The sequence below is a fragment of the Rhodanobacter sp. FW106-HT46G03 genome (assembly GCF_058789895.1).
Window position 1 is genome coordinate 2353485 of record NZ_JBYTCC010000001.1, and the last position, 23973, is coordinate 2377457.

General features: G+C 64.9%; 20 protein-coding genes, 1 tRNA gene and 1 pseudogene. 3 read left to right on the top strand and 19 right to left on the bottom strand.

From position 1 onward, the window contains the following. Positions 1-505 precede the first annotated feature (505 nt). From AC3WP6_RS10310 to AC3WP6_RS10325, 4 genes and pseudogenes are all read right to left on the bottom strand, one after another. Positions 506-835: pseudogene (locus tag AC3WP6_RS10310) on the bottom strand (translation initiation factor IF-2 associated domain-containing protein); the annotation flags it as partial. A gap of 124 nt (positions 836-959) precedes the next feature. Next, positions 960-2465, bottom strand: coding sequence for a transcription termination factor NusA (nusA, locus tag AC3WP6_RS10315; protein ID WP_492627623.1), 1506 nt, complete (start codon positions 2463-2465; stop codon positions 960-962). Between the two features lie 113 nt (positions 2466-2578). After that, positions 2579-3118, bottom strand: coding sequence for a ribosome maturation factor RimP (rimP, locus tag AC3WP6_RS10320; RefSeq protein WP_492627624.1), 540 nt, complete (start codon positions 3116-3118; stop codon positions 2579-2581). Between the two features lie 207 nt (positions 3119-3325). Beyond that, positions 3326-3402: transfer RNA gene (locus tag AC3WP6_RS10325), tRNA-Met, on the bottom strand. Between the two features lie 272 nt (positions 3403-3674). Between AC3WP6_RS10325 and AC3WP6_RS10330 the strand changes: the two genes are divergently transcribed. The 3 genes from AC3WP6_RS10330 to AC3WP6_RS10340 all read left to right on the top strand — a co-directional run bounded on the left by AC3WP6_RS10330 (position 3675) and on the right by AC3WP6_RS10340 (position 8626). Next, on the top strand, positions 3675-5786 hold the full coding sequence (locus tag AC3WP6_RS10330) for an FUSC family protein (protein ID WP_492627625.1): 2112 nt from the start codon (positions 3675-3677) through the stop codon (positions 5784-5786). Positions 5787-6072: 286 nt separating this feature from the next. Then, positions 6073-7473 (top strand): sugar porter family MFS transporter, encoded by a 1401-nt coding sequence (locus tag AC3WP6_RS10335; protein ID WP_492627626.1) that lies wholly within the window; start codon positions 6073-6075, stop codon positions 7471-7473. Between the two features lie 151 nt (positions 7474-7624). After that, positions 7625-8626 (top strand): beta-propeller fold lactonase family protein, encoded by a 1002-nt coding sequence (locus AC3WP6_RS10340; RefSeq protein ID WP_492627627.1) that lies wholly within the window; start codon positions 7625-7627, stop codon positions 8624-8626. Positions 8627-8653: 27 nt separating this feature from the next. Here the strand turns inward: AC3WP6_RS10340 and nuoN are convergent, their stop codons facing one another. The 15 genes from nuoN to AC3WP6_RS10415 form a co-directional block, all read right to left on the bottom strand. Next, positions 8654-10096: an NADH-quinone oxidoreductase subunit NuoN gene (nuoN, locus tag AC3WP6_RS10345; RefSeq protein WP_492627628.1), complete on the bottom strand. Its 1443-nt coding sequence runs from the start codon at positions 10094-10096 to the stop codon at positions 8654-8656. A 12-nt stretch (positions 10097-10108) separates the two neighbouring features. Then, positions 10109-11617 carry a complex I subunit 4 family protein gene (locus AC3WP6_RS10350; RefSeq protein WP_492627629.1) on the bottom strand — a complete coding sequence of 503 codons (1509 nt, stop codon included), beginning with the start codon at positions 11615-11617 and terminating at the stop codon, positions 10109-10111. Positions 11618-11632: 15 nt separating this feature from the next. Further along, positions 11633-13669, bottom strand: coding sequence for an NADH-quinone oxidoreductase subunit L (nuoL, locus tag AC3WP6_RS10355; protein ID WP_492627630.1), 2037 nt, complete (start codon positions 13667-13669; stop codon positions 11633-11635). A gap of 4 nt (positions 13670-13673) precedes the next feature. Continuing rightward, a complete protein-coding gene (gene nuoK / locus AC3WP6_RS10360; RefSeq protein WP_492627631.1) occupies positions 13674-13979 on the bottom strand; it encodes an NADH-quinone oxidoreductase subunit NuoK in 306 nt (101 codons plus the stop codon). After that, complete coding sequence (locus tag AC3WP6_RS10365) at positions 13976-14632, bottom strand: NADH-quinone oxidoreductase subunit J (protein WP_492627632.1); 657 nt, start codon at positions 14630-14632, stop codon at positions 13976-13978. The genes nuoK and AC3WP6_RS10365 overlap by 4 nt, the downstream gene beginning before the upstream one ends. A gap of 9 nt (positions 14633-14641) precedes the next feature. Then, positions 14642-15133: an NADH-quinone oxidoreductase subunit NuoI gene (gene nuoI / locus AC3WP6_RS10370; protein ID WP_492627633.1), complete on the bottom strand. Its 492-nt coding sequence runs from the start codon at positions 15131-15133 to the stop codon at positions 14642-14644. 6 nt (positions 15134-15139) lie between these two features. After that, positions 15140-16156, bottom strand: coding sequence for an NADH-quinone oxidoreductase subunit NuoH (nuoH, locus tag AC3WP6_RS10375; RefSeq protein WP_492627634.1), 1017 nt, complete (start codon positions 16154-16156; stop codon positions 15140-15142). Positions 16157-16159: 3 nt separating this feature from the next. Further along, entirely contained in the window at positions 16160-18484 is a 2325-nt protein-coding gene (nuoG, locus tag AC3WP6_RS10380) for an NADH-quinone oxidoreductase subunit NuoG (RefSeq protein WP_492627635.1), read from the bottom strand. Beyond that, on the bottom strand, positions 18481-19791 hold the full coding sequence (gene nuoF, locus AC3WP6_RS10385) for an NADH-quinone oxidoreductase subunit NuoF (RefSeq protein WP_492627636.1): 1311 nt from the start codon (positions 19789-19791) through the stop codon (positions 18481-18483). Before nuoF ends, nuoG begins: the two co-directional genes overlap by 4 nt. Positions 19792-19795: 4 nt before the next feature. Next, on the bottom strand, positions 19796-20323 hold the full coding sequence (gene nuoE / locus AC3WP6_RS10390; protein WP_492627637.1) for an NADH-quinone oxidoreductase subunit NuoE: 528 nt from the start codon (positions 20321-20323) through the stop codon (positions 19796-19798). A 112-nt stretch (positions 20324-20435) separates the two neighbouring features. After that, the gene (locus AC3WP6_RS10395; protein WP_492627638.1) at positions 20436-21692 is read right to left on the bottom strand and encodes an NADH-quinone oxidoreductase subunit D; all 1257 of its coding nucleotides are present in this window, start codon (positions 21690-21692) and stop codon (positions 20436-20438) included. A 1-nt stretch (position 21693) separates the two neighbouring features. After that, positions 21694-22425: an NADH-quinone oxidoreductase subunit C gene (locus AC3WP6_RS10400; protein ID WP_492627639.1), complete on the bottom strand. Its 732-nt coding sequence runs from the start codon at positions 22423-22425 to the stop codon at positions 21694-21696. 9 nt (positions 22426-22434) lie between these two features. Continuing rightward, positions 22435-22998: a NuoB/complex I 20 kDa subunit family protein gene (locus AC3WP6_RS10405; RefSeq protein WP_492627640.1), complete on the bottom strand. Its 564-nt coding sequence runs from the start codon at positions 22996-22998 to the stop codon at positions 22435-22437. After that, positions 22989-23345, bottom strand: a complete 357-nt coding sequence (locus AC3WP6_RS10410; RefSeq protein ID WP_492628682.1) for an NADH-quinone oxidoreductase subunit A — start codon at positions 23343-23345, stop codon at positions 22989-22991. The genes AC3WP6_RS10405 and AC3WP6_RS10410 overlap by 10 nt, the downstream gene beginning before the upstream one ends. A gap of 249 nt (positions 23346-23594) precedes the next feature. Continuing rightward, positions 23595-23948: a PilZ domain-containing protein gene (locus tag AC3WP6_RS10415; protein ID WP_492627641.1), complete on the bottom strand. Its 354-nt coding sequence runs from the start codon at positions 23946-23948 to the stop codon at positions 23595-23597. Positions 23949-23973: the final 25 nt, after the last annotated feature.

The window sequence follows — 23973 nt, forward strand, 5'->3', positions numbered from 1 at the left end:
CGATGGTGGCCGCAGCGTCGCCGCCAGCGTGCTCGCCAGCATGCGCGGCATGGGTGACGTGTTCGATCTCCGGCTCGACTGCGGGCTCCGGCTTGCTTGCCGCTGCGGCGGGCGCCTTGGCCGTTGCGCCCTTGCCGGCATGTTTGTCTGCGGTCTTGCCAGTGGACCTGGTTGCCGGCTTCGATTCGGCTTCCGGCACCACTTCGGCATGTTCCGCTGGTGCGGCGACGGCCGGAGCCTCCGCCTGCGGCGGCTCCGCCGGTGCCTCTGGTGCCACTTCGGTCGCCGCCGGCTGCGCAGTTGCAGCAGCCTGCTCGTGTTGTTGCTGGTCTTCGCGCAGCTGGGCCTCACGCGCTTGCGCCTGTTGCTGACGACGCTGCTCGGCCTGTTCGCGCTCCAGCGCCTCCTGCTTGCGCTGCTCGCGGGATTCGGCCAGCTTGCGCACGGCCTCCTCGCGCTCCGGCTCGGCGTTCGCCTCTTCGGCAATCACGCTGCGCTTGACGTAGGTGCGCTTGGAGCGCACCTCAACGTTGACGGTTTTTGCGCTGTTGGCCGTACCGCGGCCACCCGGCGTGGAGACTTTGAGCTCGCCGACGGTGCGCCGCCGCAAGGTGATCTGGCGGGGTGCGTTTTCCGTGGCCGCCGCCGCGGCTGCCGGAGTGGCGCCACGACCGTGCGTCCGCCGCAAAAAGCCCAGCAGTTTCACCTTGTCGGTGCTGCTGATGACTTGATCCGGGCCGGAGAATTTCATGCCCGCCTCGCCAAGCTGAGTGAGCAGCTTGTCGACCGGCATGCCCACCGCATCGGCGAGCTTGTTGATCGTCATATCCGCCATCGTGTTCGTTCTCCGCCATTCCCGCGATTGTCGTCCGTGCCGTCATTGCGCACGCACACCGCCATCCGTGGTGGAAGGTCCAAGCCTTCCTTGACGCGCTCATCCAGAGCGCTGCCCTTCGCGGTCAGCCGCCTTTTTCCAACTGTTCGATCATTGGCTTGCGCGCGGTCATGATCAGCGCCGCCGCATGCTCTTCGGTCATGCCCTCGATGTCGATCAGGTCGTCCACTGCCTGATCGGCAAGATCTTCCACGCTCACCACACCGCGCTCGGCCAGCGTTTGCGCCGTGGCCTCGTCCATGCCTTCCAGCGCCAGCAGCTCCTCGCTTGGCTGGTGCTCGTCGGCGGTTTCTTCCACCGCCAGGGCCTCGGTCAGCAGCGCATCGCGGGCGCGCGCGCGCAACTCCTCGACGATGTCTTCGTCGAAGCCTTCCACCGCCAGCAGCTCGGCACTCGGCACATAGGCGATTTCCTCGACGCTGGAGAAGCCCTCCTGCACCAGGATGTTCGCGATCTCCTGGTCCACCTCGAGCTTTTCCATGAACAGCGCACGCGCCGCTTCCTGCTCGGCTTCGCTCTTGGCGGTGACCTGGTCCTGGGTCATCACGTTGAGCTGCCAGCCGGTGAGCTTCGAGGCAAGGCGCACGTTCTGGCCGCCGCGGCCGATCGCCTGCGACAGCTTGTCCTCGGCCACTGCAATGTCCATCGAGTGCTTGTCCTCATCCATGATGATGGACTGCACTTCCGCCGGCGCCATCGCGTTGATGACGTACTGTGCCTGGTTTTCGTGCCACAGGATGATGTCGACGCGCTCGCCGTTGAGGTCGTTGGACACCGCCTGCACGCGCGAACCGCGCATGCCGATGCAGGCGCCGATCGGGTCGGTGCGGCTGTCGTGCGCCAGCACCGCGATCTTGGCGCGGTCGCCCGGATCGCGCGCGCAGCCCTTGATCTCCACCAAACCCTGGCCAACCTCCGGCACTTCGAGCTTGAACAACTCGATCATGAACTCCGGCGCCGCGCGCGACACGAACAGCTGTGGCCCGCGCACTTCGGATTTCACTTCATACAGATAGCCGCGCAGGCGGTCGCCGACGCGCACCGATTCGCGCGGAATCGTCTTGTCGCGCGCAATGAAGGCTTCGGCATTGCCGCCGAGATCCAGATAGATGTTGCCGCGCTCCACGCGCTTGACGATGCCGGTGATGAGCTCGCCGACGCGATCCTTGTAGGCATCCACCACCTGCTGGCGCTCGGCCTCACGCACGCGCTGCACGATCACCTGCTTGGCGGCCTGCGCGGCAATGCGCCCGAATTCGGCATTTTCAACCTGATGCTCGATGTATTCGCCCACCTGCGCATCGGCGCGCTCGTCGAGCGCGTCCATCAGGCGCAACTGGAAATACGGCGACTCCATCTCGCCATCGTCGGCAATCACTTCCCACCGGCGAAAAGTCTCGTAATCGCCGGTGTCGTGGTCGATGGCAACCCGGATGTCCGGGTCTTCCTCCGGGTAACGCTTCTTCGCGGCGGAGGCCAGTGCGGCTTCCATCGCTTCGAAGATCACGTCGCGCGGCACGCCCTTCTCGTTGGCAACCGCGTCGACCACCAGCAAAAGCTCTTTGCTCATTGCAGCAACTCCAAGGGCGCCACGCGGCGTCCAACTGTCGATTCTTGCAGCCATCCCTGCGTGCGGGGTTCCGGCAGCGATCTGTCCATGATCGCACGGTTGATCGAATTCAATCAGGCTTTCTTCTTGCGCGGCACCTTGCCGGGCTTGGGCTTGGGCGCATAGCCCAGGGCCACCCAATCGGGCACCACCCTTGCGCTTTCCACCTCGGCATGGGCAACGGTGAGCATCTGGCCGTCCACCTCGAGCAACAACTGCTCGCCGGCCACGGCCACCAGCTTCCCTCGCAACCGGCGCCGGCCATCCAGCGGCACTCGCAGCAACACTTTCACGTCTTGCCCGACCACCCGGGCAAACTGCGCCGCGGTGAACAGCGGGCGGTCAAGCCCGGGCGAAGACACCTCGAGCACGTACTGCCCGGGGATCGGGTCCTCGACATCCAGCAGCGCCGACAACTCGCGGCTCGCCGCCTCGCAATCGTCGATGCCGACTTCGCGGCGCGTGCCGTCGGCCGCCACCGTTTCGTCCAGCACATCCAGATACACGCGCAACGTGCCCTGATGCGGCCCGGAAACGAGTTCCACGCCAAGGCAGCACAAGCCGAGATCGGCAAGTACCGGGTCAAAACGTTGTGCGAGCGAGTGTGTATCCATCAAGGCGTTCCCAGGTCGCAAAAACAAAAAATGGGCACCAACGGCCCATTCCCTGCCCCGTGCCGGAGCGTCATCGTCAATGTTCCGACTCGCGGCCGCTTTCCGTGCACCCGCCCCAAACGGCCACGCCGATCGAAGGCAAATGCAGTGCACTCCATGCACCCAACAAAAAAGCCTCACGAGGAGGCTTTCTTGTCCAAGAAAGTCTGGTAGCGGGGGCAGGATTCGAACCTGCGACCTTCGGGTTATGAGCCCGACGAGCTGCCAGACTGCTCCACCCCGCATCAGAGTCGGCAACTATACAGGGCGTCGTCACGCCTGCGCAAGGCGTGGGTGCCAAAAACGCCGCAGCCAGCCGCCGTGCAGTGCTTCCGATCGTCGCCTCACGGATCAAGGCGATTGGTGCCGATGACCGGCTGCGCACGAATCAACCGCAGGCACAAATACAAGTGGCGGAAGCCGGCATCGCCCCATGCCGAAACATTGCACTTCTCGCGCGAATCCGTTGCACTGCAGCCCTTGCGGCAATTCGCGCGCGCCATCGACCTTGCCACCCATGCCCGCCTGGCGCCCTTCCGCTGCCATCCGCCTGCGCCACGCCACCTTGCTGCGTCCTTTGCTGAGCGTGGGCAAGGTGGATGTGCCGTGGCAGGTGGGGTTGCGCAATACCGCAGCGGTGGTGGTGCCATTGGCCCTTGGCGCGGCGACCGACCAGTTGCCAGTCGGGCTTGCGGTGGCAGTCGGCGCGCTGAACACCATGTTTGTCGATCAAGCCGGGCCGTATCGGCTGCGCATGCAGGCGATGGCGCTGACGGCCGTAGCGGCGGGCATGGCGGCGTTTGCCGGCGCCACCCTGGGCGAAGTGCCTGCTGTGCTGCCGATCGTGGCGCTGGTATGGGCGTTCCTTGCAGCCTTGCTGGTGGCGGTGGGTCCGAGTGCAAGTCGCGCCGGGATGACCAGCATGGTGTTGCTGGCGGTGATGAGTGCCGACCCGCAGCCGGTGCCGCAGGCGCTGGCTGCCGCGCTGCTGATCGCGGCCGGCGGCGCCTTGCAGATGCTGTTTGCGATTGCGGCGTGGCCCCTGCAGCGCTATCGCCCGGAACGCCATGCGCTGGCGGGCGCGTTCCGGGCGCTGGCCACGGTGGCCCGACAACCGGTGGCCAGCGGCAGCGAAAGTGCCCTGCCGCCGTCGCTGAATGCCTTGCAGGCGACCCTGTTTGGCGCCGGCCATGCGCGCGGCCGCGCGGTGGAGGCGCTGCGGGTGCTGGCACAACTCGGCGAACGGATCCGGCTGGAACTCTCCGCCCTGGCCGACCTGCAAACGCGCGACGCTTCCACCCTGGCGGCAAGCCCGTTGCAGGCAGTACGCCAGGCGGCCGCCGAGGTGCTCGAAGCCCTGGCCAGCGCGCTGGAACAGGCGGCTGCGCCACGCGCCGACGCCGCGCTGGCGGCGTTTGCCACGGCGGTAGCACCGCTCACGACCATGGGCTCCGCGGATACCGGCGCCACCTCCTGGGTCGCCATGGCCGGTGCCCGCGCAACGGCACTCGGCGGACAACTGCGGGCCGCCGTGCGCAACGCGGACGCGGCCGGCAGCCGCGGCGAAATTCGCGCGCAAACCGCCGAGTTTCGACTGCCGCGCACGCTGCGTCCGGCCAATCCGCTGGAAACGCTGCGCGCCAACCTGCACCTGCACTCGCCGGCATGCCGACATGCGATCCGCGCCGCCATCTGTTTTTCCATCGCGATCGCGTGGGCGCACACGCCGGCGCTGACGCGCGGCTATTGGCTGCCGATGACGATGGCCATCGTGCTGCGGCCGGACTTCGGCGCCACCTGGCGCATCGGCCTGCTGCGGGTGCTGGGCACCCTCGTCGGGCTGGTGCTGTTCACCGGCTTGCTGCATTTCATCGGCATCGACAACGTCTGGGTGGCGCTGGCGCTGCTCGCGGTGTCGTGTTTCGGTTTCCGCGAACTGGCCGCGGTGCATTACGGCGTGGCCGTGACGTGCCTGACCGGTCTGGTGGTCATCCTGCTGACACTCTATGGCGTGCCACCGGAAGCCTCGCTGCCGGCGCGGCTGATCGACACCGCGGCAGGCAGTGCGCTGGCGCTGTTCGCCTATTTTGCCTGGCCCACCTGGGAGCGTGGACGCGAGCAAGGCGTGCTGGCCGAGCTGCTGGATGCGTACCGCGAATACCTCCTGGCCGTGACGGGCGGCAACCGACGTGCCTGCCACGAAACGCGCATCGCCGCACGTGCCGCACGCAGCGCGGCCGAGGCTTCGCTCGATCGCATGCGGCATGAACCCGCCAGCCGTGCCAGCGTGCCGCGTGCGCAAGCGCTGATGGCGCAGGCCAACCGCGTGGTGCGCGCCACGATGACGCTGGAATCCGCACGCGGCACGCGCGACGCCGTACCGGAGCCGCCGAACGCCCACCTGGTCGATGGCTTTGTCGATGCCCTCGCTCATGCCTTGGCGGAGTGCGCGGCGGCGCTGCGCGAGGCGCGGGCGCCAGTGGACGACTGGCAACTGCGCCAGCGCCAACGCGCGTTTGCGGCCACGCTGGCCGCTGATGGACACGTGGAATGGACGGCCGCCCTGCTCGACGCCAGCGACCGCATCGTCGATGCGATTGACTCGGTGGCGCATGTGCTGCAGCGGTGAACCGTCGCGGTCGCGGCAAGCGCCGGCACGCACCGCGCCAATCATGTCAGGGCAGTGGCGTGGCAACCCATCTGGACGGCCGAACCAGCACGCAAAACCGGAGGAATCCTGCCGCGTCCTTCGGCGAATCCGGCATGCGCGCCGTATCCAGCCGCACACACCACTTGCCCGAACCACGATTTGCCGGTAAACCGCCAACGGTTGATCTGCCGCCGGCGCCGTAGCCCGGCATGCGGATCGCACGACCCTCGCCACCACCACGCAGCCATTCCACGGGGAGACACCTATGGGCAACACCCTCACCGCGTCCGCGGCACCCACCGTGCCACAAGGCAAGGCCACCGCGATCTTCGTCTGCATCCTTGCCTCGCTCGCGGGGTTGATGTTCGGCCTCGACATCGGCGTGATCTCCGGCGCGCAGCAATTCCTGCAGAAGGACTTCGGCATCAGCGACGACACGCTGGGCTGGATCGTCAGCGTGATGATGATCGGCGCCGCCTTCGGCGCCCTGGTGGCCGGCTGGCTGTCCAGCCAGCTGGGCCGCAAGCGCACGCTGATCCTGGGCGCGGTGCTGTTCGTCGCCGGCTCGGTGCTGTGCGGCATGGCATGGTCGCCGGAGGCCCTGATCGGCGGCCGCCTCGTGCTCGGCGTCGCCATTGGCCTGGCGAGCTTCACCGCCCCGCTGTACCTGGCCGAGATCGCGCCCGAGTCGATCCGCGGCGCGATGATCTCGCTCTACCAGCTGATGATCACCATCGGCATCCTGGTCGCCTTTCTCTCCGACACCGCCTTCAGCTACTCGGGCAACTGGCGCTGGATGCTCGGCGTGATCGCGATCCCCGGCGCGCTGTTCCTGCTTGGCGTCGCCTTCCTGCCGGAGAGCCCGCGCTGGCTGATGATGAAGGACCGCCGCGGCGAGGCCGAACACGTGCTGCACCGGCTGGGCCTCCTGCCGGAGTCGATCGCCCGCGAGCTGGGCGCGATCACCGAGCAGCTCAAGATCCCGCAGCGCGGCTTTGCGATGTTCCGCCAGAACCGCAACTTCCGCCGCTCGGTGGGGCTCGGCATGCTGCTGCAGGTGATGCAGCAGCTCACCGGCATGAACGTGGTGATGTACTACGCCCCGCGCATCTTCCAGGACATGGGCTACGACACCGAGTCGCAGATGTGGTTTACCGCCATCGTCGGCCTGGTCAACGTGCTGGCCACCTTCATCGCCATCGGCCTGGTCGACAAGCTCGGCCGCAAGCCCATCCTCTACACCGGCTTCGTGGTAATGGCGCTGGGCCTGGGCGTGGTCGGCACCATGATGCACCTGGGCATCCACACCCACGGCCAGCAATTCTTCACCGTCGGCATGCTGCTGCTCTTCATCGTCGGCTTCGCGATGTCCGCCGGTCCGCTGATCTGGACCCTGTGCTCGGAGATCCAGCCGCTCAAGGGTCGCGACTTCGGCATCGGCTGCTCCACCTTCACCAACTGGGTGGCGAACTGGCTGGTCGGCTTCTCCTTCCTGCCGCTGCTCAACGGCATCGGCCAGGCACAGACCTTCTGGCTGTACGCCGCGTTCAACGCCGTGTTCCTCTTCCTCACCCTCTGGCTGGTGCCGGAGACCAAGGGCGTCACCCTGGAGCAGATCGAACGCAAGCTCATGGCGGGGGAACCGCTGCGGCGGATCGGGCAATGAGGCGGAATACGGCGATGATGACTCCTGCCGCCCGCGCGAAGGTTTCCCGGCGATCCGCATTGGCGACCCTGGTGATCGCGATGCTGGCAATGACACCCCGGCGAGACTTTCGGGAATCCTCTGCCACCCCTTTCTTCCACAGGAGCCTCCCATGCGCCACGTTACCTCCGCTGCTGCGGCCACGCGATCGCCACGCCACCGGCCGCTGTTCATCACCGTCGTCCTGCTGGCGCTGGTGGTTGGAAGCAGCCAGGCTGCAACGCCAAACCCGCAGCTTCCCGGCGCGACCTACATTGCGTTGCAGGCCAGCAGCGCGGTCGAAAACCTGCAAACCGGCCAGGTCTTCGACGCGCTCCCCGGTGCGCATTACCTCGCGCTGGGGCCGCATGGCAACCATCTCCTGGTGAGCAGTGCGACGCTGCCGAAGGCCTGGCTGATCGACGCGCATGACGGCAAGCGCCTCGCGACCTTCTCCGTCGGCGCCACGCCGCAGGGCGTCGCGATCAGCCCGGACGGCCGCACCGGTCTGGCGATCGGCGCCGGTGCCGGCGCGGTCACCTTGCTTGATCTGGTCGCGCGCAAGCCGCTCACCACTATCGCGGTAGGCAACAACCCGCACAACGCGCTGTTCAACGCCGACGGCAAGCTGGCCTACGTCACGCTGCAGGGCGAAGGCAAGGTCGCCGTGATCGATCTGCGCAAGAAGACCGTGACTGCCACGTTCCCGGTGCCCGGCCTCGACCACCCGCACAACCTCGCGCTCTCGGCGGACGGCAAGACGCTGTGGATTCGCGGCTTCGTCGGCAAGGTGGCCGCGGTCGACCTTGCCACCCGCAAGGTGCTCGCGGTGATCCCCGTCGGTCTCGGACACGCCGGCATCGACGTCGTCCCCGGCAGTGGCCTCGTTGTCACCGGCGCCGTAGCCGACCACTTCGTCGACGTGATCAACCCGAAGACGTACAAGGTGATCCGGCGCATCAATGTCGGCCAGGGTCCGCATGGCGTGCGGGCGAGCCGGGACGGGCACTGGATCTACGCCGGGGTGACTGCCACCGACCGGGTCGCCGTGATCGACGCCCGCACGCTGCAGGTCGTTGCCCAGTTGCCAACCCGCGGCAAGCTGCCGTTCTGGCTGGCCGTTGGCCGGCGCTGATCCTGCCGCGCCGGCCTTCGCGCTACCTCAGCTCAAGCCGAGCGAGCGCCGGCACCAGCCCAGCAGCGGACCCCAGTACACGCCGAGCGCCAGCAGCGCGAGGCCGTTGAGCGAGAGTACGACGCGCAACGAACTGTCGGAGGCGGAAACCGTGGCACCGCCTTCTTCCGGCTGGTCGAAGTACATCACCTTGATGACGTGCAGGTAGTACCACAGACCGATGATGGCCATCACAATGCCGCAAATCGCCAGCCACAAGTAACCGGCGTTGATCGCTGCCTGCAGCACCAGGTACTTCGCGTAGAAGCCGAACAGCGGCGGCACGCCGGCCAGCGAGAACATCGAGATCGCCATCATGCCAGCAAACCACGGCGAACGCTCGTTGAGGCCCTTGAGGTCGGAGATTTCCTCGCACTCGAAGCCCGCACGCGCCATCGCCAGCACCACGCCGAAAGCGACGGTGCTCATCAGCGCATAGCAGATCGCGTAGAACATCGCGCTGGCGTAACCGCCCGGCGTTGCGTTGGTGATGCCCATCAGCAGGAAGCCCATGTGCGCGATGGTCGAGTACGCGAGCATGCGCTTGATGTTGGTCTGCACGAGCGCGACCAGGTTGCCGATACCCATCGACAGCACCGAGATCACCGCCAGCATCGGCTGCCAGTAGTTGGACAACCCGGCCAGGCCGGTGTCCAGCAGCCGCCACGCCAGGCCGAACGCTGCCAGCTTGGACACCGATGCGATGAACGTGGTCACCGGCGTCGAGGCGCCCTGGTAGACATCCGGGATCCACATGTGGAACGGCGCCGCGCCCAGCTCGAAGGCAATGCCGACCAGCATGAAGATCAGGCCGAACACCATCAGCCGCGACACCGTGCCCTGCGCGATCGCCTCGTGCAATTGCGCGAGGTCGAGCGTGCCGGCCGCGCCGTACACCATCGACATGCCGTACAGCAGCATGCCCGAGGTGAGCGCACCGAGCACGAAGTACTTGATCGCGGCTTCGGACGACAGCGGCGAGTCGCGGTTGAGCGCGACCAGCGCGTAGGACGACAGCGTCAGCATCTCCAGCCCGAGGTAGATCATCACCAGGTTGCCGGCCGACACCATCAACATCACGCCGATCACGGCAAAGATCATCAGCGTGTAGAACTCGCCGACGAAACGCTTGCGGTCGATGAGATACGGACGCGAAAAGATGAACACCAGCACCGTGCACAACAGCACGAACACCTTGATGATTTCGGACGCCGGGTCGCGGATGAACATGTTGCCGAACGCGGTGACGGTGACGTCCGGCTGGCCGGCAATCACGAGATAGATCGCCACCAGCAGCACCACGATCGAGCACCAGTGCAAGGTGCCGCGCTGCTCCGGCTTGATGAAGGCATCCATCAGCAGCAGCAGGCAGGCGGCCGCCACCAGATAAAACTCCGGCAACAGGACCAGGATGTCATTGATAGTTGGCATGTTCTATCCCGATCAAAGCTTGTGAATGGCGAGCTGCTGCACGAGCTGCGCCACCGAACTGTCCGTGAGGTGCACCAGCGGTTGCGGCCAGATGCCGATGAACAGGATCATCAGCGCAAACACGGTCAGCACGAACGCCTCGCGCTTGTTGATGTCGCGCATCTGGGCCACGTGCGGGTTGTGGATGCGGCCCCACATCACGCGCTTGACCAGCCACAGGGTGTAGCCCGCACCGATCACCAGGGTGAAGGCCGCGAAGAAAGCCACCCACGCACTCATGTGGAAGCTGGCGAGGATCACCATGAACTCGCCGACGAAACCGCTGGTGCCCGGCAGACCGGTGTTGGAAAACGCGAACAGCACGTAGAACACCGCAAACCACGGCATCACGTTCACCAGGCCGCCGTACTCCTTGATGATGCGGGTGTGCAACTGGTCGTACATGATGCCGATGCAGGTGAACATCGCGCCGGAGACGAAGCCGTGCGAAATCATCTGGATCACCGCACCCTGCATGCCCAGGCGGGCGGTCTCGACGCTACCCAGGTCACGCACCAGCACGAAGGCGATGAACATGCCGAGGGTGACGAAACCCATGTGCGCGATCGAGGAATACGCGACCAGCTTCTTCATGTCCTCCTGGGTCAGCGCCACGTAGCCGATGTAGATGATCGCGACGAGGCTCAGCACCACGATCAGCCACATGTAGTGCATGCCCGCGTCCGGCGTGATCGGCAGGATGAAACGCAGCATGCCGTAGGTGCCGACCTTCAGCATCACCGCCGCCAGGTACACCGAGCCGCCGGTCGGCGCCTCCACGTGTGCGTCCGGCAGCCAGGTGTGCACCGGCACCATCGGCACCTTGATCGCGAACGCGAGCACGAACGCGCCGAACAACCAGCTTTGCTCGGTCATCGACAGCGGCAGCGCGGCGAGCGTGTGCAGGTCGAAGGTGCCGGCCTTGCTGTACAGGTACAGGATGCCGATCAAAAAGCAGATCGAGCCGAGGAAGGTGTAGATGAAAAACTTCAGCGTCGCGTACACGCGCCGCGGGCCGCCCCAGACGCCAATCAGGATGAACATCGGGATCAGCATCGCTTCGAAGAACACGTAGAACAGCAAGGCGTCGGTCGCGCAGAACACGCCGATCAGCATGCTTTCCAGTGCCAGCATCGCCGCCATGTACTGGTGCGTGTTGGTCTTGATGATCTCCCACGCACCGGCCACGACGAGCACGCCGATGATGGTGGTGAGGATGATCAGCGCGATCGAGATGCCGTCCACCGCGAGGTTGTAGTGCACATTGATCGTGCTCGCCCACGCGTGGTGCTCGACCAGCTGCATGCCGCCCAGATCCGCGTTGTACTGCGGCAGCAGGAACAGGCTGGCGACGAAGGTCAGCACCATGAACAGCAGTGCCAGCCAACGGGCGAGGTTCGGTCGGCTCGATCCGGCCATGAGCACCGGCACGGTGCCGGCGAGCGGCAGCCAGATGAGCAGGCTGAGCAAGTGATTGAACATGTTTGCTTGCTTCCCTTATTGCGCTGCCAGCATCGGGCCAAACAGCAGATACGCCCCGAGCAGCAGAATCAGGCCGACGATCATCGCGAACGCGTACTGGTAGAGGTAACCGGTCTGCAGCCGCCGCATGCCACGGGCAATGTCGTGCGTGCGATGCACGGTACCGTTCACCATCGCGCCATCGATGATCATGCCCTCGCTGACGCGCCGGAACACGTGGCTCAGCCAGCGACCACCCGAGGCGAACAACCCGTACTGGATGTCGTCCATCCAGTATTTGCGATCGAGCACCACCCACAACGGCTTGAGCAGGCGCTTGATGCGATCCGCCACCACCGGGTTGAACAGGTAGATATAGGTCTGGATGACGAACGCCAGCACCACCAGGCCAAACGGCCCGAGGAGCGAAATACCGTGCAGCCCCATCGCGGCCGCATTGGTGAAGTGCTCGGCGATTTCCGCCATCGGATTGTTTGCCGGGTCGACGTAGATCGAATTGCCAAACCAGTTGCCGAACAGCAATGGCTTGACCGTGAAGTAGCCGATCACGATCGACGGAATCGCCAAGAGGATCAGCGGGATCGTCACCACCAGCGGCGACTCTTTCGGCGCGTGCGGCAGCACTTCCGGGTGATGGTGCGCGGCATGCTCGTCATGCGGGTCGAGATGATGATCGACGCTGAAGCGCTCCTTGCCGTGGAACGTCAGGTACATCATGCGGAAGGTGTACAGCGAGGTGACGAACACGCCGAGATACACGCAGAAATACGCGTAGTTCGCGCCCCAGCGATGCGACTCGCCGACGGTCTCGATGATGAGATCCTTCGAGTAGAAGCCCGAGGTGAACGGGAACGCCACCAGCGCCAGCGAGCCAGCCCACATCGTCAGCCAGGTGATCGGCATGTACTTGCGCAGGCCGCCCATGTAGCGCATGTCCTGGTTGTGGTGCATGGCCATGATGACCGAGCCCGAACCGAGGAACAGCAGCGCCTTGAAGAACGCATGCGTCATCAGATGGAACACCGCGCCGGCATACATCGACACGCCGAGCGCCACCGTCATGTAGCCCAGCTGCGACAGCGTGGAATACGCGATCACGCGCTTGATGTCGTTGTGCACCACGCCGATCAAACCGGTGAACAAGGCGCCGGTCGCGCCGATCACCATCACGAAGCTCAGTGCCGTGGACGACAGCTCGAACAGCGGCGACATGCGCGCCACCATGAAGATGCCGGCGGTGACCATCGTGGCCGCGTGGATCAGCGCCGAGATCGGGGTCGGACCTTCCATCGAATCGGGCAGCCACACGTGCAACGGCACCTGCGCGCTCTTGCCCATCGCGCCGACGAACAACAGGATGCAGATCACCGTCGCCGCATCCCAGTGCGTGTTGGCGGTGATCGCCAGGGTCTTGCCGGGCAGCGTGGAGGCACCGGCAAACGCGGTGGCGTAATCCAGCGTGCCGAGGAAGTACAGCACCGCGGCAATCCCGAGGATGAAGCCCCAGTCGCCGACGCGGTTGACCAGGAACGCCTTGAGGTTGGCGAAGATCGCGGTCGGTTTCTTGAACCAGAAGCCGATCAGCAGATACGACACCAGGCCCACCAGCTCCCAGCCGACGAACAACTGGAAGAAGTTGTTCGCCATCACCAGGATCAGCATCGAGAAGGTGAACAACGAGATGTAGCTGAAGAAGCGCTGGTAGCCGGGGTCCTCGGCCATGTAGCCGATGGTGTAGATGTGCACCAGGAGCGAAACGAAGCTCACCACCGCCATCATCAGCGCGGACAGGCGGTCGATCATGAAGCCGAAGCTGGCGTTGATGTGCCCGACCTGGAACCAGGTGTAGATGTTTTCGTCGTACGCCTGGGCGCCCCCCCACACCAGCTGGTAGAGCACGTAGAACGACAGCGCGGTCGACAGCGCCAGGCCGGCGATGGTCACCGTGTGCGAGCCCACGCGCCCGACCTGATGGCGCAGCAGGCCGGCAATCAGGCAGCCAGCGAGTGGTGCCAGCGCGATGATCAACAGGATGGAGGTGGAAAGCACCATGTGTTCAGCCCTTCATGCTGTCGATTTCGGCGACATTGACCGTGCTGCGGTTGCGGAACAGCAGCACCAGGATCGCCAGGCCGATCGCGGACTCCGCCGCGGCGACGGTGAGGATGAAAAACACGAACACCTGCCCGGCCACGTCGTGGCCGAAGCGGGAGAACGCGACAAAATTGATGTTGACCGCGAGCAGCAGCAGCTCGATCGACATCAGCAGCACGATGACGTTCTTGCGGTTGATGAACAGCCCGGCGACCGCGATGCAGAACAGGATCGCGCCGAGCACGATGAAATGGGCCAGGGTAATCATGCTTTGGGCTCCTCGGATGCCGCCGGCGGCTCCGCCACGGGCGGGCGCACCGCATCCATCTTCACCAGCCGCACGCGGGCGCGCGGATCGACCGCCACCTGCTCAGCCGCCATTTGCCGCTTCGAACCGCTGCGTTGGCGCAAGGTCAGCGCCACTGCCGCCACCACGCCGACGGTCAGGATCAATGCCGCCACTTCAAACGGCAACAGGTAATGGGTGTAAAGCGCAGTGCCGAGCCAGGCGGTGTTCGATTGCCCGGCGACCGTTGCCGGATTCACCCCCAGCGTCTGCGCGTGCATCGCACGCACGCCGATCAGCGCCAGCATCTCCACCAACATCACCACCGCCACGACCAGGCCCACCGGCAGGAACCGCACAAAGCCTTCGCGGATCTTGACCTGGTCGATGTCGAGCATCATCACCACGAACAGGAACAGCACCATCACCGCGCCGACGTAGACCACGATCAGCGCCACGGCGAGAAACTCGGCCTCGGCCAGCATCCAGATGCACGCCGTGCTGAAAAACGTCAGCACCAGCGACAACACCGCATGCACGGTATTGCGCAGGCTGATGACCGCGATCGCGGCGCCTACGGTGATCGCGCCAAACGCGTAGAAACAAATGAGTTGAAAAAAATTGGGATCAATCATCGGTGGGTCTCAACGATACGGCGCGTCTTGCGCACGGGCCGCGGCGATGTCCTTTTCAAACCGGTCACCGATCGCGAGCAGTTGCGGCTTGGTCACCACGTTCTCGCCACGATGCTCGAAGTGGTACTCGTGGATATGGGTCTCGACGATCGAATCCACCGGGCAGCTCTCTTCACAAAAGCCGCAGAAGATGCACTTGAACAAGTCGATGTCGTAACGCGTGGTGCGTCGCTGGCCGTCGCTCTCGCGCGGTGCCGAATCGATCGTGATTGCCAGCGCCGGGCATACCGCCTCGCACAGCTTGCAGGCGATGCAGCGCTCCTCGCCATTCTCGTAACGGCGCAACGCGTGCAGCCCGCGGAACCGATTGGACTTGGGGATGTGCTCCATCGGATAGCGCATCGTGTACTTCGGTCCAAGCATGTAACGCCAAGTCACCGCCATGCCCTGCAACAACTCGATCAGCAGCAGGCTCTTGAAAAAGCGGATTGCACTTTTCATGGTTTGTCAGACCCCCGCGACGCCGTAAAACTTCATGAAGCCGGCCACCACCACCCAGACCAGTCCGATCGGGATGAACACCTTCCAGCCCAACCGCATGATCTGGTCATAGCGGTAGCGCGGGAACGTGGCACGGAACCACAGGAACAGGAAGGCAAACGCGAACGCCTTCGCAAACAGCCACCAGAAGCTCGCCTGCCCGAGCCAACCCCAACTCGTCGGGAACGGGCTGAACCAGCCGCCCATGAACATGATCGAGGCGAGGAAGCTGACCAGGATCATGTTGGCGTATTCGGCGAGGAAGAAAATGGCAAAGGCGGAACCCGAATACTCGACGTGGAAACCCGCCACGATTTCGGATTCGCCCTCGGCCATGTCGAACGGCAGGCGGTTGGTTTCCGCCACGCCGGACACGAAATACACCACCATGATCGGCAGCAGCGGCCACATGAACCAGTCGAAGATGCCTTTCGTGCCGCCCTGCGCATTCACGATGTCGGTGAAATTGAGCGAGCCGGCCAGCACCAGCACGCTCACCATGCACAGGCCGATCGAGAGCTCGTACGAAATCACCTGTGCCGCCGAGCGCATCGCGCCGAGCAGTGCATACCGCGAGTTGGAAGCCCAGCCCGCGAGGATGATGCCGTACACGCCCAGCGAGGTCATGCCGAGGAGGTACAGCACGCCGGCGTTGGCATTGGAGACCACCATCTTGGCCCCGAACGGCACCACTGCCCACGCCGCCAGTGCCGGCACCAGCGCCAGCATCGGCGCCAGGTAGTACAACGCGCGGCTGGCGCGCGTCGGCAGGATCACTTCCTTGATCAGCAGCTTGGCGACGTCGGCAAACGCCTGGAACAACCCCAATGGGCCGACCTGGTTTGGCCCCAGGCGCACGTGCATCCAGCCGACGACCTTGCGCTCCCAGTACACGTACATGGCCACCGCAATGATCAGCGGCACCACGATGCACAGGATGTAGACGACCGGCATCAGGAGGTGGTCGAACAATTGCTCGCCCATGGATCAGACCTTGCTCAAGGTGAGGGGTGCGCCATACGGCGGCAGGGTTGCAGTGAGTTCCTGCGCGGCCTCGATCCATGCCGTGCCGTCAGGCACATTGGCATCGACGACCACCGGCAGCGTCACGTCGCCAACACGCACGCTGGCGCCTTCCGCCACGCCTTGGCGCGCCGCCTCGGCCACACTCAGGCGCACAGCCGGCGCACGGTTGAGCGAGTGCGCATTGAGCGGCTTGGAACGGCGCACCACGGCGTCGATGCGATAGATCGGCCAGGTGGCCAGCCGGGTCAGCGCGCCCATCGGCTGGCGCGTGGCAAGTGCCGTGTCCGGCTGCGCGCCGCGCTGCACGATGCCTTCGCGCAGGCCGGCGATGTCGTCGAACTCGAAGCCGGCAAACTGCATCTGCCCGCCCAGGGCGCGCAGCACCTTCCAGCCCGGCCGCGCGTCGCCCGGTGCGCCAGCGCCGGTGACCACGCGCTGCGCGTTGCCATCGACATTCACCAGCGTGCCGTCGGTTTCCGGCAGCAGCGCGATCGGCAACAGCACGTTGGCGGTTTCGCGCAGCGCTGCGCTGGCGTAGGCGGTGAACGCCACCACCTGCTGTGCACCGCGCAGTGCGGACAGCACCTGCGTACCGTCGGCAAAGTCGTGCGGTGGCTCAACGCCGTACAAAAGGTAGGCCTTGCGCGGCTGTGCCAGCATCGAGCGCGCGTTCAGGCCGCCCTTGCCCGGCACCACGCCGATGTCGCCCAGGCCGATCGCGTTGGCCCCGGTCGGCAGCTCGTCGTAGCCGGCGCCGGTTGCTTCGGCAATGAAGCGTGCCAGTGCGCGCAGCCACGACGCCTCGGGGTGGTTCACCGCGGCCTCGCCGACGATCACCACCCCCTTGCCGGCCTTGAGTGCGGCGACGATGGCGTGATCGCCTTCTTCGCTGGCGGCGGCCTGGATGGCAGCGGCCAAGGTGGCCGGCGCGACGGCGCCTTCGGCCACCGCGGCGCGGGCAACGGCCAGCAGTGCTGCCACCAACGCCTGCGGCGGCACCACCTTGGAGACGGCAAGCTCGTAATTGAAGTTGAAGCTGGCCGGATTGACCGCAAACACCTTGGCGCCCTGCTTGGTCGCCTGGCGCACACGGTGACTCAAGAGCGGCAGCTCATAGCGCAAATCGGAGCCGACCAGCAGCACCGCCTTGGCCTCCTGCACCTGCTCGACCAGCGTGCCAAACCGGCGCGCCACCGCATTGTCGGCGAAATCCAGCTGGCGCAGGCGATGATCGACGTGCGGCGTGCCAAGGCCCTGCGTCAGACGCATGAGGAGGTCGCCCTCTTCATTCGTCGTGGCCGGATGCACGAGTACGCCAAGGTCGTCACCCGCGACGCTCTTCAACGCCTCGGCAGCTACCGCCAGCGCGTCTTCCCAGGTGGTGACCTGCCATTTGCCATCCCGCTTCACTTCCGGCCGTTGCAACCGGTCTTCGACATACAGGCCTTCACAACTGTAGCGGTCGCGATCGGACAGCCAGCACTCGTTGATCGCCTCGTTGTCGCGCGGCACGGTACGCAGCACCTGTCCGCGGCGGGTGTGCAGCCACAGGTTGGAGCCGAGCGCATCGTGGTAGGCAATGGAAGCGCGCGCGAGCAGCTCCCACGCACGGGCGCGGAACTGGAACGGCTTGTTGGTGAGCGCGCCGACCGGGCACAGGTCGATGATGTTGCCCGACAGCTCGCTGTCCACGTTGCGGCCGATGTAGGTGCCGATGACGTGGCGGTCGCCGCGATCCATGCTGCCAAACTCGTAGCCACCGCCGATGTCGGCCAGGAACCGCACGCAACGCGTGCAGTGGATGCAGCGCGTCATCTCGGTCGCAACCAGCGGCCCGATGTTCTCGTCGGCGATGGTGCGCTTGCGCTCGGTGAAGCGCGATACGCTGCGACCGAAACCGAGCGCCATGTCCTGCAACTCGCACTCGCCGCCCTGATCGCAGATCGGGCAATCCATCGGGTGGTTGATGAGCAGGAATTCCAGCGTGTTGCGCTGCGCATGCAAGGCAAGGTCGGAGCGCGTCTTGACCTTCATGCCGTCGGCCACCGGGGTGGCGCAGGCCGGCTGCGGCTTGGGCATCGGCCGGCCGCCCATTTCCACCTCGACCAGGCACTGGCGGCAGCTCGCCGCGATCGGCAGCTTGCGGTGATAGCAGAAACGCGGAATCGGGATGCCGGCCTTGTCCGTGGCCTGGATGATCATCGAGCCTTTCGGCACCTGCAGCGATTTGCCGTCGACCTCGATGGTGACGAGGTTTGGCGCAGCTTGGGTCGGCTGTGCACTCATGCCGTCACTCCCACCTGGTCGTCCACGATGGAATGACCATGTTCAATGTAGTACTCGAACTCGTCCCAGAAATTGCGCAGGAATGCCTGCACCGGCCACGCCGCAGCCTCGCCGAAGGCGCAGATGGTATGGCCTTCGATCTGGCCGGCAACGGCCTTCAGGCGATGCAAATCGTCCATCACGCCCTGGCCCGCGACGATCCGGCCGAGGGTGCGACGCATCCAGCCGGTGCCTTCGCGGCACGGCGTGCATTGGCCGCAGGATTCCATGTGGTAGAACCGGCTGATGCGCTCGCAGGCGCGCACCATGCACACGGTTTCGTCCATCACGATCACCGCACCGGAGCCGAGGCCGGACCCGGCCGCGCGGATCGCGTCGTAATCCATCGTGATCGACATCATCTTGTCGGCTTTGAGCACCGGCATCGACGAGCCGCCGGGGATGACGGCCTTGAGCTTGTGGCCCTTGCGTACGCCACCGGCCATTTCCAGGAGTTCTGCAAACGGCGTGCCGAGCGGAATCTCGTAGTTGCCGGGGCGATTGACGTGGCCGGACACCGAAAACACTTTCGGGCCGCCGTTGTTCGGCTTGCCGATGTTCAGGAACCAATCGGCGCCATGCCGCAGGATCGCCGGCACCGAGGCATAGGTTTCGGTGTTGTTGATCGTGGTCGGCTTGCCGTACAGGCCATGGTTGGCCGGGAATGGCGGCTTGAACCGCGGCCAGCCCTTCTTGCCTTCGAGCGACTCCATCAGCGCGGTTTCTTCGCCGCAGATGTAGGCGCCGGCGCCCAGCGCGGCGTAGACGTCGGCGGTGATGCCGCTGCCCTGGATGTTCTTGCCCAGCAGCCCTGCGGCGTACGCCTCTTTCAGCGCCGCCTCGAAGTGTTCGTACGGCTCGTGATGGAACTCGCCGCGCAGGTAGTTGTAGGCCACCGTGGAACCAGTGCAATAGCAGGCAATGGCCAGGCCTTCGATCACCGCATGCGGGTTGTAGCGCAGGATGTCGCGATCCTTGCAGGTGCCCGGCTCGGACTCGTCCGAGTTGCACAGGATGTACTTCTGCATGTCGCCCTTGGGCATGAAGGACCACTTCAGGCCGGTCGGGAAGCCGGCGCCGCCGCGGCCGCGCAGGCTGGATTTTTTCAGCTCTTCGATCAGCGTCGCCGGGTCGGGCTTTTCGGCGAGGATCTTGCGCCATGCCTCGTAGCCACCGACTTGCTCGTAGCTTGCCATCGCCCACGGCGTATCGAAGTGCAGCGTGGTGTAGACAACCTGGAATTCTTTGGGAGCGGGTCCGACTGCCATGAGATCACTCCAACCCGTCGAGGATTTCGTCGAGCTTCTCGGTGGTGAGGTGCTCGTGGTAATGGCCGTTGACCGTCATCACCGGGCCGTAGACGCAGGCGGCAATGCATTCCTCTTCGTTCTTGAGGTAGATGCGTCCGTCCGCCGTGCTTTCGCCAACCTTGATGCCGAGCTTCTTCTCGCAATGCTTGACGAGATCCTCGGCGCCGTTGAGCCAGCACGAGATGTTGGTGCAGATCGCCACGTTGTTGCGCCCGACCGGCTTGGTCTCCAGCATCGAATAGAACGTGGCCACCTCGTACGCCCACACCGGCGGCAGGTCGAGATACTTCGCCACGCTGGCGATCAGCTCGTCGGTCAAGTAACCGCCGTTCTGCTCCTGCGCTGCATACAGGCCCTGGATCACCGCTGAGCGCTTGCGATCCGGTGGAAACTTCGTCAACCAGTAGTCGATGTGCTTGCGCGTCTCGTCCGTCAGCACCACCAACGGGTCGACGTTCTTGACTTGCTCGTAATGTCCGGTGGCTTTCATGGTTTCTGGCTCGGGATTCGGGATTGGGGATACGGGACGCGCGAATGCCGTGGATATCGGGACACTTCGGCGCGACCGAATCCCGAATTCCACATCGCGAACCCCGACGCCTTCATCGATCCACCTCGCCGAACACGAGGTCGTAGGTACCGATCATGGCGACCACGTCGGCGAGCATGTGGCCCTTGACGATGGTGTCGATCGACGACAGATGAGCGAAGCCCGGTGCGCGCAGGTGCACGCGGAAGGGCTTGTTGGCACCGTCGGAAACCAGATAACAGCCGAACTCGCCCTTGGGCGCCTCGACTGCACAATAGGTTTCGCCTTCGGGTACGCCGTAGCCCTCGGAAAACAGCTTGAAGTGGTGGATGAGCTCTTCCATCCCTTCCTTCATGCGCGCGCGCGGCGGCGGCGCCACCTTGTAATTCTGCACGATGACCGGGCCGGGGTTGGCACGCAGCCAAGTCACGCACTGGCGAATGATGCGCGCCGACTGGCGCATCTCGGCCACGCGCACGAGGTAGCGGTCGTAGCAGTCGCCGTTGACGCCCACCGGAATGTCGAAATCGACATCCGCATAGCGCGCGTAGGGTTGCTTCTTGCGCAAATCCCACGCCACCCCGGAGCCGCGCATCATCGGGCCAGTCATGCCCCACTCCTGCGCCTGCTCGGGCGTGACCACGCCGATGCCGACGGTGCGCTGCTTCCAGATGCGGTTGGTGGTCAGCAGCTCTTCGTATTCGTCGACGCGGCGCGGGAAATCCTCGGCGAACTGGTCGATGAAATCGAGCAGCGAGCCTTCGCGCCAGCGGTTCAGGCGTTTGAGATCCTTGCCCTTGTGCCACGGCGATTCGTGATACTTCGGCATTACTGCCGGCAAGTCGCGATAGACACCGCCAGGCCGGTAGTAGGTGGCATGCAGGCGCGCCCCCGACACTGCCTCGTAGCAGTCCATCAGCTCTTCGCGTTCGCGGAAGGCGTACAGGAACACCGCCATGGCGCCGAGATCGAGTGCGTTGGAGCCGATCCACATCAGGTGATTCAGGATGCGCGTGATCTCGTCGAACATCGTGCGGATCCAATGCGCGCGATCCGGCGGGTCGATGCCCATCAACGTTTCGATGGCGCGCACGTAGGCGTGCTCGCTGCACATCATCGAGACGTAATCCAGGCGGTCCATATAGCCGATCGACTGGTTGAACGGCTTGGATTCGGCGAGTTTCTCGGTACCGCGATGCAAGAGGCCGATGTGCGGATCGACCCGCACGATGGTCTCGCCGTCCATCTCCAGCACCAGGCGCAACACGCCGTGCGCAGCCGGATGCTGCGGGCCGAAGTTCATCGTGTAGTTACGGATTTCCTGCGCCATGTCAGTTCCTGCGCCAGTCGTCGGCGGCTTCGGCTTCGGCCTGTTCAAGATCGACGTCGTTGCGGATCACGCGCGGCACCAGCACGCGCGGCACCACGGACGTCACCGGCTCGTACACCACGCGCTTCTGTTCGGGGTCGTAGCGCACCTCGACGTTGCCGATCAGCGGGAAATCCTTGCGGAACGGATGGCCGACGAAGCCGTAATCGGTGAGCAGGCGGCGCAGATCCGGGTGGCCCTCAAAGACGATGCCGAACAGGTCGAACGCCTCGCGCTCGTACCAGCTCGCGACCGGCCACACGCCGGTGATCGATGGCACCAGCGGCAGCACGTCGTCGGGACAGAACACGCGTAGCGCCACGCGCTGGTTCAGCGTGGTCGACAGCAGGTGCACCATCACGGCAAAGCGGTTGGGCAAGCGCACGTTGCGCGGGCGGTTTTCCCACGCGAAACGGCCCATCGCCTCCCCTTCGACGCCACGCGAGAAACCCGTCGCCGTGGCGTCGGTCGTGTTCCACTCCGCCTGGCCGTAGCCCAGAAAATCGACGCCGCACAGATCGATCAGCTCGGCAAACTTGAAACCCGCCTCGTCGCGCAGCGCGGTGGCGACGGAAACCAGATCCCCCGGCGCCAGCTCGGCCATGACCTCGGTGCGCTGGGTGGTGACCTTGAGCGTGTCGCCAAAGCGCGCAACAAGGCGTTCCGCCAGCGAGGTCGGTTGCGTGTCAGTCATGATCGAGCCTCAACCGCGGGCAATGGTGGTGGGGCTGCTGTGGCGGATCTTGCGCTGCAACTGCAGGATGCCGTGCACCAGCGCCTCGGCCGTCGGCGGGCAGCCCGGCACATAGATGTCCACCGGCACGATGCGGTCGCAACCGCGCACCACCGAATACGAATAGTGGTAGTAGCCGCCGCCATTGGCGCAGCTGCCCATCGAGATCACCCACTTGGGCTCGGGCATCTGGTCGTAGACCTTGCGCAACGCCGGCGCCATCTTGTTGACCAGGGTGCCGGCGACGATCATCACGTCCGACTGGCGCGGGCTGGGGCGGAAAATCACGCCGTAGCGGTCGAGATCCAGACGCGAGGCACCGGCGTGCATCATTTCCACCGCGCAGCACGCGAGACCAAACGTCATCGGCCACATCGAGCCGGTACGCGCCCAGTTCATCAACGCATCGAGGCTGGTGGTGGCAAACCCGCGCTGCACCACCGGGTTGTCGCCCGCCGGCCGCAGGATGTCGTCAACCAGGTTCAGGGGCTCCGGGTTGTTCATCACCCGGCTGATGGAATTGATTATTCCCATTCGAGCGCCCCCTTCTTCCAGACATAGGCGAAACCGACCACGAGCAACGCGAGGAACAGCACCATCTCGATCAGGGCGATGATGCCGATCTGCTTGAACACCACGGCCCACGGAAACAGGAACGCGACTTCGAGATCGAAAATGATGAACAGGATCGCGAGCAGGTAGTAGCGCACGTCAAACCGGGCGCGGGCGTCCTCGAAGGCGACGAAGCCGCACTCGTACGCCGAGAGCTTTTCGGTTTCGGGGCGCCGGGGGCCGGCCAGCAGGCCGATCACGAGCAGGGCGATGCCGAGGCCGATCGCCACGGCAATGAAAAGAAGCACAGGCCAGTATTCGGCAATCACGATGCAACGTACCTCCGCGCCGTCGTGGCGCATCAGTGACCGTGGGCGGACGGTCCGGCAACTCGATTCGGCATGGCCTGGCGGCCATGCATTCCGCAGGGGGCGACGGTTGCCGAAGCAGCCGGCACATGACTATTCACATCGCGTGGGGTCGCGAGCCGCAGCATTGTATCAGCGCATGCCAGCACCACAACAGCTTGACGGCACCCGATCACACGCAAGAACGCGCTGTGCGCGCTCACGGGAGCCTCACATCGTGAGCGTCGGACGCTCGGAGTTGAGTACCCCGGCCAAGGCGTTTTCGATCTTCTGGCGCGCCACTTCCGCATCCGGGGAATCGTTGAAGTGCACCCCGATGCCGGCAGTGCGCGCCCCCTGCGCACCGGCCGGGCAAATCCACGCCACCTTGCCCACCAACGAAATGCGCTCGCTCTCGTCGGCCAGACTCACCAGCACCACCACTTCGTCACCCAGCGCATAGTTTTGCGTGGTCGGATAAAACAGCCCGCCGTTGCGCAGAAACGGCATGTACGCGTTGTACAGCGAAGCCGCATCCCTGAGCTTCAGCGAGATGATGCCCTGACGGGCGGCGACCGGGTTCATGCGGGTTCCTTGGTGGCAGGCGGCG